The following is a 16,715-nucleotide window of genomic DNA, read 5'->3' on the forward strand; positions in this document are numbered from 1 at the left end:
TTTGGATGAAGAAAAAAAATGGGAGGCGTTAAGATTGAGTATTCATATTGAGGCGAAACAAGGCGAGATTGCAGAAACGATTCTTTTACCAGGAGATCCTTTGCGTGCGAAATATATTGCGGAGACTTTTTTAGAGGATATTATTTGTTTTAATGAGGTTCGTAATATGTTTGGATACACGGGGACGTATAAGGGTAAGCGGGTATCGGTGATGGGGACTGGTATGGGGATTCCGTCGATTTCGATTTATGTGAATGAGCTGATTCAAAGTTATGATGTGAAGAATTTGATTCGTGTTGGTACAATGGGCGCGATTCAAAAAGACGTGAAGGTTCGCGATGTGGTGATTGCACAGGCGGCTTCGACGGATTCACAAATGAATCGCAATACGTTTGCGGGCGTTGATTTTGCGCCAGTGGCTGATTTTGATTTGTTGAAAAATGCGTATGATGCGGGACTTGAAAAAGGCTTAGCGATGCGTGTAGGAAATGTTTTTTCGGCGGATCGTTTTTATAATGAGCAGTTGGATAAGCAACAATTAGCGGATCATGGCGTGCTTGGAATCGAAATGGAAGCGGCGGCGCTTTATACGATTGCTCAGAAATTTGGGCGTAAGGCACTGGCGATTTTGACGGTGAGTGATCATATTTTTACTGGGGAAGAAACGACGGCGGAAGAGCGCCAAACGACTTTTAACGATATGATTGTGGTTGCGTTAGAATCTACGTTGAAGTAGGGAGAATCTAACGAAGGAAGGTTACAAAACAAGATGATGCATTTTATTTCATTCATGATAGCGCTGAGTTTGGCAGGTTTTCATACGTCCGCTGATTATTTGGCGGGAGATATCGAGAAGCCAGCCGCGGAGACAGAAACGGCGAAAACAGATACAGAGGTAGGAACAGAAAAAGAAGCTGAAAAAGAAACCGAAGCGGGCAGTAAGGATTATCAAAACGATCCACTGTATCCGTACATTGCTCAGCAGAATAAGTTAGTGGAAAAAGATGGCGTCCAGTATATTACGAATCCTGAAAATATATTGGTGCTTGCGAATAAGGAGTATTCTTTGCAGTCGTCTTATTCACCGCCTGATTTAGTTCGTCCTAATGTGACTTTCTCGTTTGGCGACGCGCAGGTGGAAAAAGCGCAGATGCGTAAGGAAGCGGGCACGCAGTTAGAAGCGATGTTTGCGGCGGCAAAGCAAGATAATTTAACGCTTTATGCTGTTTCTGGATACCGTTCGTACCAGCGTCAGCAGGAAGTTTTTAGTGCAGAAGTTGATGCGAAGGGCGAGTCAAAAGCGAAAGAAGCTGTCGCTGTTCCTGGAACGAGTGAACATCAGACGGGTCTTGCGATGGATATTTCGTCGCGTGACCAAGGTTTTAATTTGACGGAAGCTTTTGGTGAGACGCCTGAAGGACAATGGTTACAGAAGAACGCACATAAGTATGGTTTTATTTTGCGGTATATGAAAGGCAAGGAGGCTGTGACGCAGTATCAATATGAATCTTGGCACTATCGCTATGTTGGGAAGGATGCGGCGACAATTATTTATGAGAATGATTGGACGCTTGAGGAATTTTTCCAGCATGTGCGGGCATTGCAGAAGAAAATTGATGGTGGAATGGCGAAATAAGATTGGGAATCTTCACGTGATGTGGGGATTCTTTTTTTTGTGCCTAGGAACAAGTAAGTTGACTTATATACCCCCTGTAGGTATAATGATGATATAAAGTTGAGTGAAGGAGTGTTGGAGATGACGCATGATAAACCGATTGTACCGCGGTCTGATGAGGATACGAAGCAGGTGTTGAATCGTTTGCGACGTGTGGAGGGGCAGGTTCGTGGGATACATCAGATGGTGGAGGAAGATCGTTACTGTGTCGATATTTTAGTGCAGATTTCGGCGGCTAATTCAGCGCTTAAGAAGGTTGGGTTGCAGGTATTGGAGCATCACGCGAAACATTGTGTGGTGAATGCAGCGCAAAATGGTGAGTCGGATGAAGTGATGGACGAGTTGTTGAAAGTGATACGGCAGTTTTCCAAAACGTAAATAGGTAAGGGGGTATTTTTGAAATGGAAGCGAAGAGGCAGGATTTAAATGTGTTTGGTATGACGTGTGCGGCTTGTTCGACGCGTGTGGAGAAATCGCTCAATAAAGCGGTTGGTGTGGAACGGGCGAATGTGAATTTGGTGACAGAGAGTGCAGCGATTTATTATGATCCAGAGAAAATTACGCCGGAACAGTTGATCGATATTGTAAAGCATGCGGGGTATAATGCGGCGGAGAAAATGTCGAAAGAGGAGAAGGACGCGGTATTGGAAAAGCAGTTTAAGCATGAGGTGCGTCGGTTTGTTTTGTCTGCGATTTTGGCGTTACCGTTATTACTCACGATGGTGACGCATATTCCGTATTTGCATCATACGGCATTTGCGATGGGTGTGGATGCGGTGATTAGTCCGACGATTCAGCTGATTCTGGCGACGGTGATTCAGTTTTATATTGGCTGGCGGTTTTATGATGGGGCGTATAAGTCGCTTCGTGGTAGGAGTGCGAACATGGATGTGCTCGTGGCGCTCGGGACGTCGGCGGCTTACTTTTATAGTTTGGTGGAGTATGTGAGACAACTGGTGAATCCGAATATGGAGGCGCATTATTACTTTGAGACGAGTGCGATTTTGATCACGTTGATATTACTTGGAAAATTATTGGAGAGTTACGCGACATCGAAAACAACACAGTCTATCGCGGGTTTGCTGAAACTTCAATCGAAGGAAGCCGTTGTTTTGCGGGAGAATCAGGAGTGGAAAGTGCCGGTTGATGATCTTGCGATTGGTGATGTGATTTTGGTGAGACCTGGTGAAAAGGTGCCGATTGATGCGGTTGTGTTGACTGGCGAGACGAGTGTGGATGAGTCGATGATTTCTGGGGAGCCGGTGCCTGTGGAGAAGAAGGCGGGCGACGCTGTGATTGGTTCGACGATGAACTTCGATGGGGCGTTTCAGGCGCAGGTAACGAAACGGATGGACGAGACGGTACTTTCGACGATTATTCGACTTGTGGAAGAGGCGCAGGGTGTGAAAGCGCCAATTCAGCGTTTGGCAGATCGGATTTCGGGAATTTTTGTACCGATTGTGGTGGCGATTGCGGTTGTGACATTTGTGATTTGGATGATTGCAACAGGCGGTGTGCTGGATCAGTCGTTACAAGTGGCGATTGCGGTGCTCGTGATTGCGTGTCCTTGTGCGCTTGGTTTGGCGACGCCGACCGCGATTATGTCGGGAACTGGGAAAGGTGCGGAAAGTGGCATTCTTTTTAAAGGTGGCGAGCATTTAGAGCGGACGGCAAAAGTGGATACGGTGATTTTTGATAAGACGGGGACACTTACGGAAGGGAAGTTGCGTGTGACGAATATGCTGGATAATCATGTGGATTTTAAGCAATTTGTTGGCGCGATGGAAGCGCAGTCGGAACACCCGATTGCTAAAGCTGTCCTGGCATATTTAGAGAATGTGGATGTGGACAAGGTGCGTGCGGAGAAAATTCGGGCGAAAGCGGGACACGGGATGGTTGGCGTTTTGAACGATGCGAAGGTGTCATTGGGATCGTATCGGTTTATTGCGCAATCTGTGGCTATCGAGAAAGATGCGGATGATGTGATGCAGCAGTGGATGCAAGCGGGGCAAACGATTGTAGCGATGAGTATTGGTGGTGCTTTTGCAGGTGCGTTTGGGTTGTTGGATACACCGCGAAAAGAGGCGAAGGAAGCGATTGCGAGACTTCGGGAGCTTGGCGTTAAGACAGCGATTGCATCGGGTGATCAGCGTGTGGTTGTGGAAAACATAGCGGTGGAGCTTGGTATCGATGATGTGTATGCAGAACAATTGCCGAATGATAAGAGTGATCTCGTGGCTGGGTTGCAAAAACAAGGGCATGTAGTGGCATTCGTTGGTGATGGGATCAATGACGCACCAGCGCTTGCGACGGCGGATACGGGAATTAGTATCGGAACGGGGACGGATATCGCGATTGAAACGGGTGACGTGACGCTTGTGGGTCATCAGTTGACGCTTGTTCCGCAAACGATTCAATTAAGCCGAGCAACGATGCGAAATATCCGGCAAAACTTTTTTTGGGCATTGGCTTATAACTGCGCAGGAATCCCAATTGCAGCGATTGGCTTGTTAGCGCCTTGGGTAGCAGGGCTTGCGATGGCGGGGAGTTCGGTTTCGGTTGTGGCGAATGCGTTACGTTTGAAACGTGTGAAGTTAAAATAATACAAAAAAACGCTTAGAAATCTATTTCAGACTTCTAAGTGCTTTTTGTATGGCTCAATTGATATACAGCAACATATATTTTTCTTCCGTATCGGCTTGTTCGAAAAAGACTTGTAAATCTCGGAAATGTTCGTATGCGTAAGGCATAAAATCTTCATCGACTTGATCTGATAAGGGATAAATCTGATGCTCTACTAATTGTTCGGCGGTCACTCGGGTTTTGAAATCATATTCTGTTATATCTTTTATGGATTGGTGGCATACTTTTACTTCTGTGGGGGTTAGATATCTAGCGGAACCGTAGCCGATATCTTCGTCGCTTATTTCTTGGCCGCCCATAACAATTTGATACATAGGTGATATTTCTAACTCGGGTTCGACTAAATCAACCATTCCTTTTCCGGTTAAAACGAAATGGATGCAATCCCAAGCTTTATCGATGTCGAGTAAGTTATCCTCGAGCACATGTTTATCCGAATATAAGAAATTTGAAATAGCTATTTGACCGTTTTTTAGTGAATGAAACTGGTCTGACGTGATTTTACAATAGTTTCCGATCATACCCATGGACAACACTCCTTAAATGATATAAATAAGTATAGCATGACGTGATTTACAAAGCGATAGTAGCTGAAAATCTAGAAGAATTTCGAGTTGCTATTGACTTTTTTGTGATAAATGTTTAATATAATAAACAAATACAAATAAGGAGCGATAAAGATGCAACGGTATACATATTTAAAACTAGCTTTGAAAGAAAACGGATTGACATTGCAGCAAGCGGCGGATCGGATTGGTGTCACGAAGGGTTATCTCAGTCAGCTGATCAACAACAAAATCAAGGAACCGAGCGCTCAAAAACTACAAGCTTTGCATGAAGTGCTTCATTTAGAATACCCCCCGCGTGAAAAAAATATCGGTGTTGTGTTCGGGAAATTTTACCCGCTGCATACAGGGCATATTTATTTAATTCAGAGAGCCGCGAGCCAAGTGGATGAGCTTCATGTTATTCTTTGCCATGATGATGTGCGTGATTTTGAGCTTTTTCAAAAGAGTTCGATGACGAAGCAGCCAACTGTGGAGGATCGCTGGCGTTGGTTGTTGCAGACGTTTAAATATCAGGATAATATTAAGATTCATGATTTGTCGGAAGATGGGATACCGCCATATCCGGATGGTTGGGATGAGTGGGCGATTCGGGCGAAGAAGTTGCTTACGGATAACCATATCCAGGCGAATGCGATTTATTCGAGTGAACCAAAGGATGCGATTCGGTATCAGGAATTACTGGATGTGAACACGGTGGTCATCGATGCGGAGCGGTCGTTTATGAATATTAGTGCGACGCAAATTAGGCAGGAACCGTTTCATTATTGGGACTACATTCCAACCGAGGTGAAACCGTTTTTCGTACGGAAAGTGGCGATTTTAGGCGGTGAATCTAGTGGGAAATCTACGCTTGTCAATAAGCTTGCAAATACGTTCAACACGACGAGTGCTTGGGAGTACGGACGCGATTACGTTTTTTCGCATCTTGGCGGGAACGAGAAGGCGCTCCAATTTTCCGATTATGATAAAATTTCGTTGGGGCAAGCGCAGTATATTGATTTTGCGGTGAAATATGGAAATAAAGTGGCATTTATTGATACGGATTATGTGACGACGCAAGCATTCTGCATGACCTACGAGGGCCGGGAGCATCCGTTTGTACAGGCGATGATTGAGACGCAGCGCTTTGATTTGGTGATTTTGTTGGAGAATAATACGCCGTGGGTGAACGATGGTTTGCGGCATCTCGGAAGTAAGGCTAAGCGCAAGGAGTTTCAGGATTTGCTGGAGCAATTGCTGAAGGAGAATGATATTCCGTATGTGGCGATTACGTCGGGGAACTATGAGGAGCGGTATTTGGAGAGTATCGAGCTCGTGGAACAATTACTGAACGATAAAAAGGAGAATTCAGATGAAATCAGTCGTTTTGAAGATAGGTCGGAATAAAGTATACCCTTATATCAGTGTTTTGCTCGTTACCATTGCTTTTTTAGCGACGAATCCATTGGTTAACTTTGAATGGCGTTATTTACTATCTTATGTGGGCGCGATTTGTGGTTTGATTTGTGTGATTTTACTAGCGAAAGGGAAGAATAGCGGGAATGTGTTTGGGATGCTGGCAACGTTTGGTGAGATGAGTGGGAACTTTTTAGGGCGAAATGTTGGGGCGGCATTGCCAAGTATTTACTATTTCGTGACGCATATCTTTGGACTCGTGACTTGGAAAAAACACATGGATGCTGAGGCGACTTTGGAGCCGCGTAAGTTGACGGAACGGCATTTTGGGATTGCGATTCTGTTTATTATTGGTGCTTCTTTTGTGAATATGTATTTGACAGGGATTCTTGGTGTGGCGAATGATCCGTATCAATTGATGCTGAATAATTTCATCTTCGCGCTAGGAGTGACGGCTCAATTTTTAATGATTGCGCGTTTTAGTTTTAACTGGTATTTGTGGATTATCATGAATATCTTGGTGATTTCGCTTAATATTTATACGAAAAATCCGATTATCGCGACGCAATATGCCATCTACCTTTTTAATGCGATTTATGGGCTGTTGGAATGGCATGAATCGGAGGCGAAGAAAGAGCAAGTGTCAGCGGTGCAATAATTACCTAGGTGGGGTATAATAGAGTGGATAAGATAATAAAGGAGTGGGAATAAATGGCTAAATTGGTAGTAGAAGTGGAAGGTATGAGCTGTGAGCATTGTGAGAAACGCGTTCGTGAGGCTATCGAGTCTGTCGAGGGCGTTGAAAAAGCAGTGATTTCACTCGAAGCGGGCACGGCAGAAGTGACGTATGACGATGGGAAAAAGGTACAAGATGCTATCGCGGAAGCCGTTGATGAAGCGGGTTATGAGGTCGTTGTATAAAGGGCGAGAGGACGAGTCGAACTGGGAAGGCCGTAAAGCTGGATCAGATGGGCTCGTCTTTTTTTTTCAGGTAAAGCAACAAAAGCTACCCATTCGGAGCAAAAGCTGATAGAATAAAGGAAAGTTATAAATATCATACTAGGATCTTTAGTGAGAAAGTGGTGAACATAGGAATGGAACAAGGACCGACAAATCCAAATGAGCCGAAAAACGAAGAGAAGCAAGAGGTCACTCCACGAAAAGGCTTTATAAAAATGAAGATATTCCCATTTGTTATGCTGTTATTCGGTTGTGTTTTTGCAACGGCTTTAGTAACGGCGCTCGTGATGTCTGTGGGCGGGGACAAACATGTCAAAGTGGCGATTCCTGAACGCAAGGAATTCACGAAGCTTTACGATGTGTACGATGAGATTCAGAATAAATATTTTAAAGAGGTGAATACAGATAAGATGATGGAAGGCGCTATCAATGGATGGTAGCATCTCTTGGCGACCCGTACTCCTCCTTTATGACGTCGAAGGAAGCAGAGGAATTTGATAATACGATTTCTTCTAGTTTTTCGGGCATTGGCGTAGAGATTCAGGAGAAAGATGGCTACATAACGGTGGTATCGCCGATTAAGAATTCTCCGGCAGAAGCGGCGGGCTTACGTCCTAATGACAAAATTATCGAAGTGGATGGCAAGTCGATTAAAGGCATTTCTTCCACAGAAGCAACGACAAAAATTCGCGGTAAAAAAGGAACGAGCGTCACGTTAACGATTTCGCGTCCTGGAACGGATAAACCGTTTGATGTGAAAATTGTTCGCGATGAGATTCCGATTGAAACTGTATATGCAGAAATGGGCGCAGATAAAATTGCGACGATTCAAATTACCACTTTTTCAGAAAATACGTATAGCGAACTTGAAAAAGCATTGAAAGATATGGAATCAAAAGGAATGAAAGGCTTAGTCATTGATTTGCGTGGTAATCCAGGTGGTTTACTCGATCAAGCGGTAGATATTGCAAGTTTATTCCTACCAGACGGTAAAGTAATCGTTCAAGAGCAAGTGAAAGATGGCTCGAAACAGACGATTAAAGCAGATAGTAGTGCGCATGATGGCTATAAAGTCAAAGTTCCTGTTACGATGCTGATTGATGAAGGTAGCGCGAGTGCTTCTGAAATTTTGGCAGCGGCGGCGCGTGAATCTGGTGGTATAAAACTAGTTGGCGCGAAATCGTTTGGTAAAGGTACGGTACAAACGGCGTTACCGCTAAGCGATGGCTCGTTGTTGAAATTAACGATTGCGAAATGGCTAACACCAGATGGCGAATGGATTCATGAAAAAGGTATCAAACCAGATGTGGCGGTGGCTCTACCAGCTTACGCGACGATGGCTATTCCAGATGCATCTAAAACCTATAAAGAAGGCAGTTTTGGCGACGATGTGAAAACGATTGAAACCATGCTTGCCGCGCTTAAGTATAATGTTGGAAAAGTGGACGGCTTATTCGATGAGGATACAACAGATGGTGTGAAGGTGTTCCAAGAAGCGAGCAAGTTAAAAGTGGACGGTATCGTGACTGGTGCCACAACAGATGCTTTGATTACGGCTATCCAAAAAGAACTCAAAGCCAATGATCCACAGGAGAAAAAAGCAGTGGAATTAGTGAAAGAACAATGGAAGTAAGGAGGGCTTTACATGGATAATTTTCTTGAAATCGAAACATCTGTGAAGCGGGTTTTTAATAGTTTTCGCCATGAAGTAGATGGCATTTTAGATCGGAAGCTGACAGGCGGCGAATTTCGGGTGCTTAGTCTCATTTCGAGCGGGGTAAATCGTACGACGGATTTATCGAAGAAGCTAGACGTCTCAGCAAGTCACATCACAGCGATTACAGATTCCTTAGTTGCGAATAATTTCATTACACGACACCGCTCCGAAGTAGACCGCCGCATTGTGGTGTTAGAACTAACCGAAGAAGCTAAAGACTTTGTAGCCTCGATTGAGCAGAAGAAAAAAGAAATGATCGTCCGCCGTTTCTCGGTTTTTACAGAAGAAGAACGCGAGCAGTTTCAGGAGTTACTGAAGAAGTTAGCGGAAAACTGAAAAGCTGAAAGAGCCCGTTTAGCCTCGACAGAACGCAAGGAACGAATGCTCACTCTGTTCGCACTCGTGTTGAGGCTCTAAATCGGCAAGTGATGCCTCATAAGTGCCACAACATAGGAGGGCGCAGTGAAAACCCGCCCCTGGTTTTTGCGGAGGCCACGAAAATTTCGAGAGGCTGGCCAAAAAGAAGGCAGTTTCACTACATTTAACTGCATATTGAGGCTCTAAAAAAGCAAACGACGCTTTTCAAGAACCATAACAAAGCTAGCCCGACCAAGGAGTTAGCGCCAGATGAACGCCGAGTTAGAAGTAACGGAAAAGCAATGAGCAGTAATGGCGTGACTCCCCGTTATCTTCAAGGTACGTCGATGGAACTAACGCTCTGAAAAACAAAATAAGTTTCCTGGATGAGAACCAATCTTTCTAACGAGAGCCTGGTTCCCATCTTTTTTTGCGTCAAAATCCGCCTTTACAAACCAAATAAAATAGGCTATACTAATCATAAAGTTGCGCAAAGGAAACATTTTTGTTTGCGGCTAAAATAATCTGTCAGAAACAAGGTGATACCAATGCTAGTCGAAAATCTATCCATTTCATACGGTCAAAAACGTGTCGTGGAGAACATCTCCCTTCAAATATCGCCAGGAAAAATGACAGGAATCATCGGACCAAATGGCGCAGGAAAATCAACATTTCTAAAAGGATTAATTAACCTAATCCCATGCGAATCAGGTATGGTAACTTGGGAAGGACTCCCTATCGAGGCTATACGTGGCAAAATCGCTTACGTTCCTCAAAGAAATACGGTGGACTTAACATTCCCAATCACAGTGCAGGACACCGTTCTCATCGGTACCTATCCGAAACTCGGACTTATCAAACTCCCAAGAAAAAAAGAACGCGAAATTGCACGCACAGCATTAAAACAAGTGGAAATGCTAGATTTTGCAAAACGCCAAATTGGTGAACTTTCAGGCGGTCAATTGCAACGAATATTCATTGCGAGAGCTCTTGCACAACAGGCGGATATTTTTCTACTGGATGAACCGTTTGTTGGAATTGATATGACAAGTGAAGTACTGATTGTCGAAGTATTGCAAAAATTGCGAGATGCAGGCAAAACAATCATCGTCGTCCACCATGATTTTCACAAGGTAGCGCGGTATTTTGATGATGTTATTCTACTGAATCAAAAACTAATGGCACATGGCGAGACAGAAGCAACATTTACAGAAGCGAATATTTTAAAAAACATACGGACAAGGATTCGGATGGGGAGGTGCTCGGTGATGTTATTTTTAGAAGGTTTGATGCACTATGAATTTTTGCAAAAGGCGTTGTTGACTTCGGTCATTGTTGGCGTTGTTTCTGGCGTGATTGGTAGCTTCATTATTTTGCGAGGCATGTCGTTGATGGGGGACGCGATTTCTCATGCTGTCTTGCCGGGAGTCGCGATTTCATATATATTAGGCATCAATTTTTTTTCTGGGGGCGACGGCTTTTGGTGTTGTTGCGGCACTCGGAATCGGTTTTGTGAATCAAAATAGTCGGATTAAAAATGATACGGCGATTGGCATTGTGTTTAGTTCGTTTTTCGCACTCGGGATTATTATGATTTCGCTGGCGCAGAGTTCAACTGATTTATATCATATTTTGTTCGGAAATGTGTTGGCGGTTCGGAGTAGTGATATGTGGATGACGTTTGGGATCGGCGCGCTAGTTATTTTGCTGGTGGGGCTGTTTTATAAGGAATTGTTGGTTAGTTCGTTTGATCCGACGATGGCAGAAAGTTATGGCTTAAAAGTGCGGACGTTGCATTATTTCCTGATGACGTTGCTGACGCTTGTGACGGTTGCATCACTACAAACTGTGGGAATTATTCTTGTTGTAGCTATGTTGATTACACCTGCTGCGACGGCGTACTTGTTGACGAATCGACTGTCTATCATGTTGTTTTTGGCGGCAGGATTCGGGGCGGTGAGCGCGATTATAGGTCTGTATTTTAGCTATATTTACAATCTTGCATCGGGAGCATCGATCGTGCTCGCAGCGACAGCGTTATTTATTATCGTATTTTTATTCTCACCGAAACAAGGACTTATTTTTGGAAGAAGGAGCGTGAAACAATGAAGAAAACGGTTTTAGCGGGTATGATCGGGTTGTGCGTTTTTTTACTCGCGGCATGTGGCGGGAACGAGAAGAAGGCGGACGCGGATAAATTGCAAGTGGTGACGACGTATTCGATTTTGTACGATATTGTGAAGCAGGTCGGCGGCGAAAAAATTGATCTGTATAGCATTGTGCCAACTGGGACGGACCCGCATGAGTATGATCCGTTGCCGAAAGATGTGCAAAAAATGGTGGACGCGGATTTGGTTTTTAATAACGGGCTGAACTTGGAGACGGGAAATGGGTGGTTTGATCGATTGATGGCTTCTTCTGGTCAAAAAGAGGCGATAGCGCTTAGTGAAGGTGTGGCGCCGAAGTTTTTGACGGCGAAAGGGAAGGAAAGCGAGACTGATCCTCATGCTTGGTTGGATTTGCAAAATGGTATCAAGTACGTGGAAAATGCACGGGATACATTGGTGAAAAAAGACCCGGATAATGCGGATTATTATAAGGATCGCGCCGAGAAATATATTGCAAAGTTAAGCGCACTCGACAAAGAAGCGAAGACGAAATTTGCAGATTTGAAGCATAAGACACTGGTAACGAGTGAGGGCGCGTTTAAATATTTTGGCGCGGCATATGGATTGGATGCGGCTTATATATGGGAAATAAATACGGAAAATCAAGGCACACCAGATCAGATGAAGCAGATTATTGAGACGATTCGCACGAAGAAAGTACCGGTTTTATTCGTGGAAACGAGTGTCGATCCGCGTAGCATGGAGAGTGTGTCGAGCGAAACAGATGTGCCGATTTCAGCTAAACTTTTCACAGATTCTACCGCGAAAAAAAGGAAAAACGGGAGATTCGTACTTGGAAATGATGCGTTGGAATGTAGATAAGATTCATGAGGGCTTGAAAAAGTGAGAAAAGGAATGTGATGCATCGCTATACCGGCGAGGTCATCACATTCCTTTTTTATGCTTGCATTAATTTTCGTTCTGTAAAACGGACTCGAATGGATAGGATAATCGCGGCAATAAAAAGTCCTGCGCTGAGTCCAATCCAAAATCCAAATGGTCCGAGGTTCGTATAAGATAGAATCAATCCAAGTGGCAGTCCAATCACCCAATAAGAAATAAAGGCAACGACCGAGGTCACCATTACATCTTTATATCCGCGGAGTGCCCCAAGAACCGGTGACAATAGCGCATCAGCGAATTGGAAAAGAATAGCATAGATCAAGAAATGCGTAATCAAGTCTGCGAGTTTAGGGTCGGAGGTATAAAGAAAGGCGATTTGGTCAAGGAATACGAGCAACAGTATACCGTTCAAAACCCCGATAGAAATGGCAGAAATCATCCCAATATGGCGGTACTTCCTAGCGTCCACAATACGCTTTGCTCCCGTCTCGAACCCGACTAATATCGTCAATGCGGCTGCGATGCTAAGCGGAAAGGCGTACAGCAATGTCGGCACGCTTATCGCGGATTGGTGCGCTGCAATGGTATCCGTCCCGAAACGTCCCATAAACACCGTCACTGCGGAGAAAATACTAACTTCAAAAAGAATCGTCAAACCGTTCGGCACGCCAAGTTTGATAATTTCCCGTATTTTCCCCCAATCCAATTTCGCGAATCCAGAAAAAATGTGATAATCGCGCAATCGTTTTTGACTTTGAATCAAAATAATCGTTACAAGCAACACGACCCAGTACGTAATTCCAGTCGCCAAGCCACTTCCGGCGCCACCCATTTCAGGAAAGCCCCAATTACCGAAAATCAATAAATAGTTCAAGAAAATATTCACTGGTACCGTAATCAACGTAATCATCATCGTGACCCGCGTCAGCCCAAGCGAATCAATAAACGCCCGCAAAACGGAATAAAAAAAAGAAGGCTGGTATCCCGAAACAAATCCCGTTCAAAAAAATGTTTTGCAATATCTGCAACAGCTGGTTCAAGTCCCATTGCGCTCAAAATCGAAGGCACAAATAAAAAAATTAAGCGCTAATAATAAGACGGCGAGTCCAACCGCGATATAAAGTCCATTGCTCACGGTTCGCTTAATATCATGACCTTCCCCACGGCCAATCAATTGTGAAATAATCGGTGTCACCGCCATCAATAACCCAGATAAACTAGCGTTAAAAGGCCCCCATAAGGAGTTCCCGATAGCCGTTCCAGCGAGTGCTTCATTGGAATAATGCCCAGACATCATTGTATCGATTAAAGCCATCGAAAACAGCATCAATTGCGAGATAACAACAGGCGTGAAAATAACTAAAAATTGGCGCCATTTCTCACTGCGCGTAAATGTTTGTTCCAAAATGGAGCTCCCCTTTCTCTTTTTAAACACTTCAACACCCGATTATAGCATAGGAAATAGGGCGCCGTCACGGAAACATGGAGGTCTTTTTTTTCTAATAGAAAGTAAAGCTCTATGCGAATTCGCTTGCGTCTGTTATAATAAGGGTTCGTGGTAGGGGCGAGACTCTACGGGTTGGGAGAGGGATAATTGAATAAAGAGGAATTATGATGCAAAAATTCTTGGACAAAATCTTTCAATTGAAAGCGCATCGGACATCAGTTCGAACAGAAGCTTTAGCTGGAATGATAGGTTTCTTCACCGTTGTCTACATTATTGTTGTCAATAGTTCGATTTTGGCAGAAGCGGGTGTACCGTATCAAGGCGCCATTCTTGCGACGATTTCCATCTCGGTCGTAGGTTGTTTGGTGATGGGTTTTTGGGCAAATGCACCGCTTATTTTGATGCCAGGAATGGGAATCAACGCGCTGTTTGCGTACAATTTCGTGCAGACGCTCGGATTGTCATGGCAGCAAGCATTAGCAGTCGTTGTTGTCAGTGGTTTTTTATTCATGATCTTAGCATTTACGCCATTAGCTAGAAAGTTGAACGACACGATTCCGCTTATGTTGAAACAGGGAATCACGGTCGGTTTAGGGCTGTTTTTGGTGTTGCTAGGTCTTGAAAAAGGACAGATCGTTACGCGCGGAGAACATTCGATTTTAGCGTTTGGTGATATGCATGATCCATTTGTGCTGGCCACGCTGATTACGCTTGTACTCACAATGATTTTGCTAGTCAGAAAAGTACCTGGAGCCTTTTTGTGGAGTCTTGTGATTGGAACGATTGTGAGTGTCTTTTTCGGAGTTCACGGCGAGGTTTCTAAGGACTCACTTAGTTTGGCACCATGGAAAGATGTTCTTTTTCAGGCTGATTTCACGGGTGTGAGCCAAATAGCGTTCTGGACAAGTGTCTTCTCGCTGACGATGGTACTCGTATTTGAAACGGTAGGCTTAACGCACGGTCAAATGAAACAACTAGACCAAACGGAGAAATTGCCACGCGTGCTACAAGCAAGTAGTTTTACAGCTTTCTTGTCAGGATTATTTGGCACAAGCCCAACGATTTCGGCATTAGAAAGTGGTTCGATGTCGGCAAGTGGGGCGCGGACAGGTCTGGCATCTGTAACGGTTGCCATCTTTTTCTTCGGATCGCTCGTATTAATGCCGTATATTTCTTTTATTCCAAACAGCGCAATTGCTCCGATTTTAATCGTTATCGGGATTTCAATGTTACAAGAAATAAAAGAGATGGACTTTGGAAACGCGGCCGACACATTTGCAGCACTATTAATCGTCATTATTATCCCATTCTCGTACAGTATCGCCGACGGAATCGCAGTCGGATTTATCGCATACCCGATTTTGAGACTATTCTCAAAAAATCGCACGCGTACACCGATACTCATGTATATCATTGCCGCGCTATTTTTGATACAATTTATCGTGCAGTGATACAGTGTAGTCTGGGCCTAGAAAGCGTTCTGGGTCCAGGTTATCTACATAAACCAAGGAAAAGAGGAATCCATGTGATCTATTATTATCTTATTGCACTTGTTATTATCGTGATTGACCAGTTCACCAAATGGCTTGTCGTGCAAAATTTAGACCTAAGGGAAGTTGTGGAAATCATTCCAGGTTTTCTGAACATCACATCGCATCGCAATTCAGGTGCTGCTTGGGGTGTTTTGGAAGGGAAGATGTGGTTTTTCTATCTGATTACACTCGTTGTTATCGGCGTATTGATTTATTTCATGCAACGTTACGCGAAAAATAGTAAACTTTTAGGTGTAAGTTTAGCCCTTGTTTTAGGTGGCGCGATTGGGAATTTTATCGATCGTCTGCTCCATCAAGAAGTGGTTGACTTTGTACAAACAATTTGGGGAAATTATTACTTCCCAATTTTTAACGTCGCGGATGCAAGTCTGACGATAGGCGTGATTTTACTCATTGTCTACGTGTTCTTGGATGATCGCAAATCGAAAGGAACGAAAAAATGACGCAAAATATCGTAATTATTCCGGAAAAACTAAATCACGAACGCTTGGACAAAGGTCTCGCAGAACTATTGGGAATGACGCGTTCGGGCATCCAGACATTGCTAAAAGACGACGCAATTCTAGTCAATGGCGAGAAAACAAAAGCGAATTACAAATGTAAAACGGGCGATGAAATCACGTATATCGTTCGAGAACCAGAAGAGTTAGATATTCTAGCTGAAGACATTCCGCTTGATATTTATTATGAAGATAAAGATGTGCTTGTTGTGAATAAACCTCAAGGCATGGTGGTACATCCATCTGCTGGTCATACATCCGGAACACTAGTGAACGCCTTGCTATTTCACTGTGACGATCTTTCCGGCATTAACGGCAAAATTCGTCCTGGTATTGTGCATCGTATTGACAAAGATACATCAGGTCTCCTGATGGTCGCAAAAAACGACAAAGCGCACGAATCTTTGGCGGAGCAGCTATACGATAAAACAAGTGACCGAGAGTATATAGCGCTTGTGCATGGCGTTATCAAGCATCAAAAAGGCACGATTGACGCTCCAATTGGTCGTTCTAAAGAAGATCGCCAAAAAATGGGTATCGTGAATGATGGAAAAGAGTCGCGTACGCATTTTGAAGTGTTGGAGCGATTTAAGGGTTACACGCTGATTAAATGCCGTTTAGAGACTGGCCGGACACATCAGATTCGCGTACACATGAAATATATCGGACATCCACTTGCTGGCGATCCGAAATATGGCTTGAAGAACACGATTAAAGGTGAGGGTCAATTTTTACACGCGTCAGAGCTTGGATTTACACATCCGACAACACAAGAGAGAATGAAATTTGAAGCACCGTTACCAGCGAATTTCCAGGAAGCTTTGGAAAATCTGAGAGAATGAAGTTGTTGAGGTGTTCAATTATTGGGAAATGTGGTATAGTAGAAGA

The 16,715-nt window shown here is 44.0% G+C and carries 13 protein-coding genes and 5 pseudogenes; 15 read left to right on the top strand and 3 right to left on the bottom strand.

What is annotated here, in order from left to right; all coding sequences use genetic code 11:
* The first annotated feature begins 34 nt into the window (after positions 1-34).
* From deoD to PCORN_RS05790, 4 genes are all read left to right on the top strand, one after another.
* Positions 35-736 carry a purine-nucleoside phosphorylase gene (deoD, locus tag PCORN_RS05775; RefSeq protein WP_036078538.1) on the top strand — a complete coding sequence of 234 codons (702 nt, stop codon included), beginning with the start codon at positions 35-37 and terminating at the stop codon, positions 734-736.
* A 33-nt stretch (positions 737-769) separates the two neighbouring features.
* Positions 770-1,636, top strand: a complete 867-nt coding sequence (locus PCORN_RS05780) for a M15 family metallopeptidase (RefSeq protein WP_036078390.1) — start codon at positions 770-772, stop codon at positions 1,634-1,636.
* Positions 1,637-1,756: 120 nt separating this feature from the next.
* Positions 1,757-2,053 (top strand): metal-sensing transcriptional repressor, encoded by a 297-nt coding sequence (locus PCORN_RS05785; RefSeq protein WP_036078392.1) that lies wholly within the window; start codon positions 1,757-1,759, stop codon positions 2,051-2,053.
* 23 nt (positions 2,054-2,076) lie between these two features.
* A complete protein-coding gene (locus PCORN_RS05790) occupies positions 2,077-4,278 on the top strand; it encodes a heavy metal translocating P-type ATPase (protein WP_036078395.1) in 2,202 nt (733 codons plus the stop codon).
* 54 nt (positions 4,279-4,332) lie between these two features.
* Here the strand turns inward: PCORN_RS05790 and PCORN_RS05795 are convergent, their stop codons facing one another.
* Positions 4,333-4,845 (bottom strand): YfbM family protein, encoded by a 513-nt coding sequence (locus PCORN_RS05795; RefSeq protein WP_036078397.1) that lies wholly within the window; start codon positions 4,843-4,845, stop codon positions 4,333-4,335.
* Positions 4,846-4,998: 153 nt separating this feature from the next.
* On the opposite strand from PCORN_RS05795, the gene nadR reads away from it, so the two are divergent.
* The 8 genes and pseudogenes from nadR (at position 4,999) to PCORN_RS05835 (ending at position 12,331) form a co-directional block, all read left to right on the top strand.
* Complete coding sequence (gene nadR, locus PCORN_RS05800; RefSeq protein ID WP_051999282.1) at positions 4,999-6,273, top strand: multifunctional transcriptional regulator/nicotinamide-nucleotide adenylyltransferase/ribosylnicotinamide kinase NadR; 1,275 nt, start codon at positions 4,999-5,001, stop codon at positions 6,271-6,273.
* A complete protein-coding gene (pnuC, locus tag PCORN_RS05805; protein ID WP_051999283.1) occupies positions 6,239-6,940 on the top strand; it encodes a nicotinamide riboside transporter PnuC in 702 nt (233 codons plus the stop codon). Before nadR ends, pnuC begins: the two co-directional genes overlap by 35 nt.
* Before the next feature lie 53 nt (positions 6,941-6,993).
* Positions 6,994-7,203, top strand: a complete 210-nt coding sequence (locus PCORN_RS05810; RefSeq protein ID WP_036078399.1) for a heavy-metal-associated domain-containing protein — start codon at positions 6,994-6,996, stop codon at positions 7,201-7,203.
* A gap of 173 nt (positions 7,204-7,376) precedes the next feature.
* A pseudogene (locus tag PCORN_RS05815) lies at positions 7,377-8,875 on the top strand (lmo1851 family serine protease).
* Between the two features lie 12 nt (positions 8,876-8,887).
* Entirely contained in the window at positions 8,888-9,295 is a 408-nt protein-coding gene (locus PCORN_RS05820; protein WP_036078401.1) for a MarR family winged helix-turn-helix transcriptional regulator, read from the top strand.
* A 569-nt stretch (positions 9,296-9,864) separates the two neighbouring features.
* Positions 9,865-10,539 (top strand): annotated as a pseudogene (locus PCORN_RS18255) (metal ABC transporter ATP-binding protein); the annotation flags it as partial.
* Between the two features lie 45 nt (positions 10,540-10,584).
* A pseudogene (locus PCORN_RS05830) lies at positions 10,585-11,425 on the top strand (metal ABC transporter permease).
* A pseudogene (locus tag PCORN_RS05835) lies at positions 11,422-12,331 on the top strand (metal ABC transporter substrate-binding protein). The pseudogenes PCORN_RS05830 and PCORN_RS05835 overlap by 4 nt, the downstream one beginning before the upstream one ends.
* Before the next feature lie 51 nt (positions 12,332-12,382).
* On the opposite strand, the pseudogene PCORN_RS05840 reads toward PCORN_RS05835, so the two are convergent.
* Together PCORN_RS05840 and PCORN_RS20760 are read right to left on the bottom strand one after the other, a co-directional pair.
* Positions 12,383-13,303: pseudogene (locus PCORN_RS05840) on the bottom strand (MATE family efflux transporter); the annotation flags it as partial.
* A 60-nt stretch (positions 13,304-13,363) separates the two neighbouring features.
* A complete protein-coding gene (locus PCORN_RS20760) occupies positions 13,364-13,732 on the bottom strand; it encodes an MATE family efflux transporter (RefSeq protein WP_277620165.1) in 369 nt (122 codons plus the stop codon).
* A 209-nt stretch (positions 13,733-13,941) separates the two neighbouring features.
* On the opposite strand from PCORN_RS20760, the gene PCORN_RS05845 reads away from it, so the two are divergent.
* The 3 genes from PCORN_RS05845 to PCORN_RS05855 all read left to right on the top strand — a co-directional run bounded on the left by PCORN_RS05845 (position 13,942) and on the right by PCORN_RS05855 (position 16,669).
* On the top strand, positions 13,942-15,225 hold the full coding sequence (locus PCORN_RS05845) for an NCS2 family permease (RefSeq protein WP_036078402.1): 1,284 nt from the start codon (positions 13,942-13,944) through the stop codon (positions 15,223-15,225).
* 77 nt (positions 15,226-15,302) lie between these two features.
* The gene (lspA, locus tag PCORN_RS05850) at positions 15,303-15,770 is read left to right on the top strand and encodes a signal peptidase II (RefSeq protein ID WP_036078545.1); all 468 of its coding nucleotides are present in this window, start codon (positions 15,303-15,305) and stop codon (positions 15,768-15,770) included.
* A complete protein-coding gene (locus tag PCORN_RS05855; protein WP_036078404.1) occupies positions 15,767-16,669 on the top strand; it encodes an RluA family pseudouridine synthase in 903 nt (300 codons plus the stop codon). The genes lspA and PCORN_RS05855 overlap by 4 nt, the downstream gene beginning before the upstream one ends.
* Positions 16,670-16,715 lie beyond the last annotated feature (46 nt).

This window comes from Listeria cornellensis FSL F6-0969 (genome assembly GCF_000525855.1).
Taxonomy (GTDB): Bacteria; Bacillota; Bacilli; order Lactobacillales; family Listeriaceae; genus Listeria_A; species Listeria_A cornellensis.

What these genes read in the sequence shown, in the direction of transcription:
- PCORN_RS05780 (WP_036078390.1), top strand. Translation starts at nt 770, where the DNA reads ATGATGCATTTTATTTCATTCATGATAGCGCTGAGTTTGGCAGGTTTT.
- PCORN_RS05785 (WP_036078392.1), top strand. Translation starts at nt 1,757, where the DNA reads ATGACGCATGATAAACCGATTGTACCGCGGTCTGATGAGGATACGAAG.
- PCORN_RS05790 (WP_036078395.1), top strand. Translation starts at nt 2,077, where the DNA reads ATGGAAGCGAAGAGGCAGGATTTAAATGTGTTTGGTATGACGTGTGCG.
- PCORN_RS05795 (WP_036078397.1), bottom strand. Translation starts at nt 4,845, where the DNA reads ATGGGTATGATCGGAAACTATTGTAAAATCACGTCAGACCAGTTTCAT.
- nadR (WP_051999282.1), top strand. Translation starts at nt 4,999, where the DNA reads ATGCAACGGTATACATATTTAAAACTAGCTTTGAAAGAAAACGGATTG.
- pnuC (WP_051999283.1), top strand. Translation starts at nt 6,239, where the DNA reads ATGAAATCAGTCGTTTTGAAGATAGGTCGGAATAAAGTATACCCTTAT.
- PCORN_RS05810 (WP_036078399.1), top strand. Translation starts at nt 6,994, where the DNA reads ATGGCTAAATTGGTAGTAGAAGTGGAAGGTATGAGCTGTGAGCATTGT.
- PCORN_RS05820 (WP_036078401.1), top strand. Translation starts at nt 8,888, where the DNA reads ATGGATAATTTTCTTGAAATCGAAACATCTGTGAAGCGGGTTTTTAAT.
- PCORN_RS05845 (WP_036078402.1), top strand. Translation starts at nt 13,942, where the DNA reads ATGCAAAAATTCTTGGACAAAATCTTTCAATTGAAAGCGCATCGGACA.
- PCORN_RS05855 (WP_036078404.1), top strand. Translation starts at nt 15,767, where the DNA reads ATGACGCAAAATATCGTAATTATTCCGGAAAAACTAAATCACGAACGC.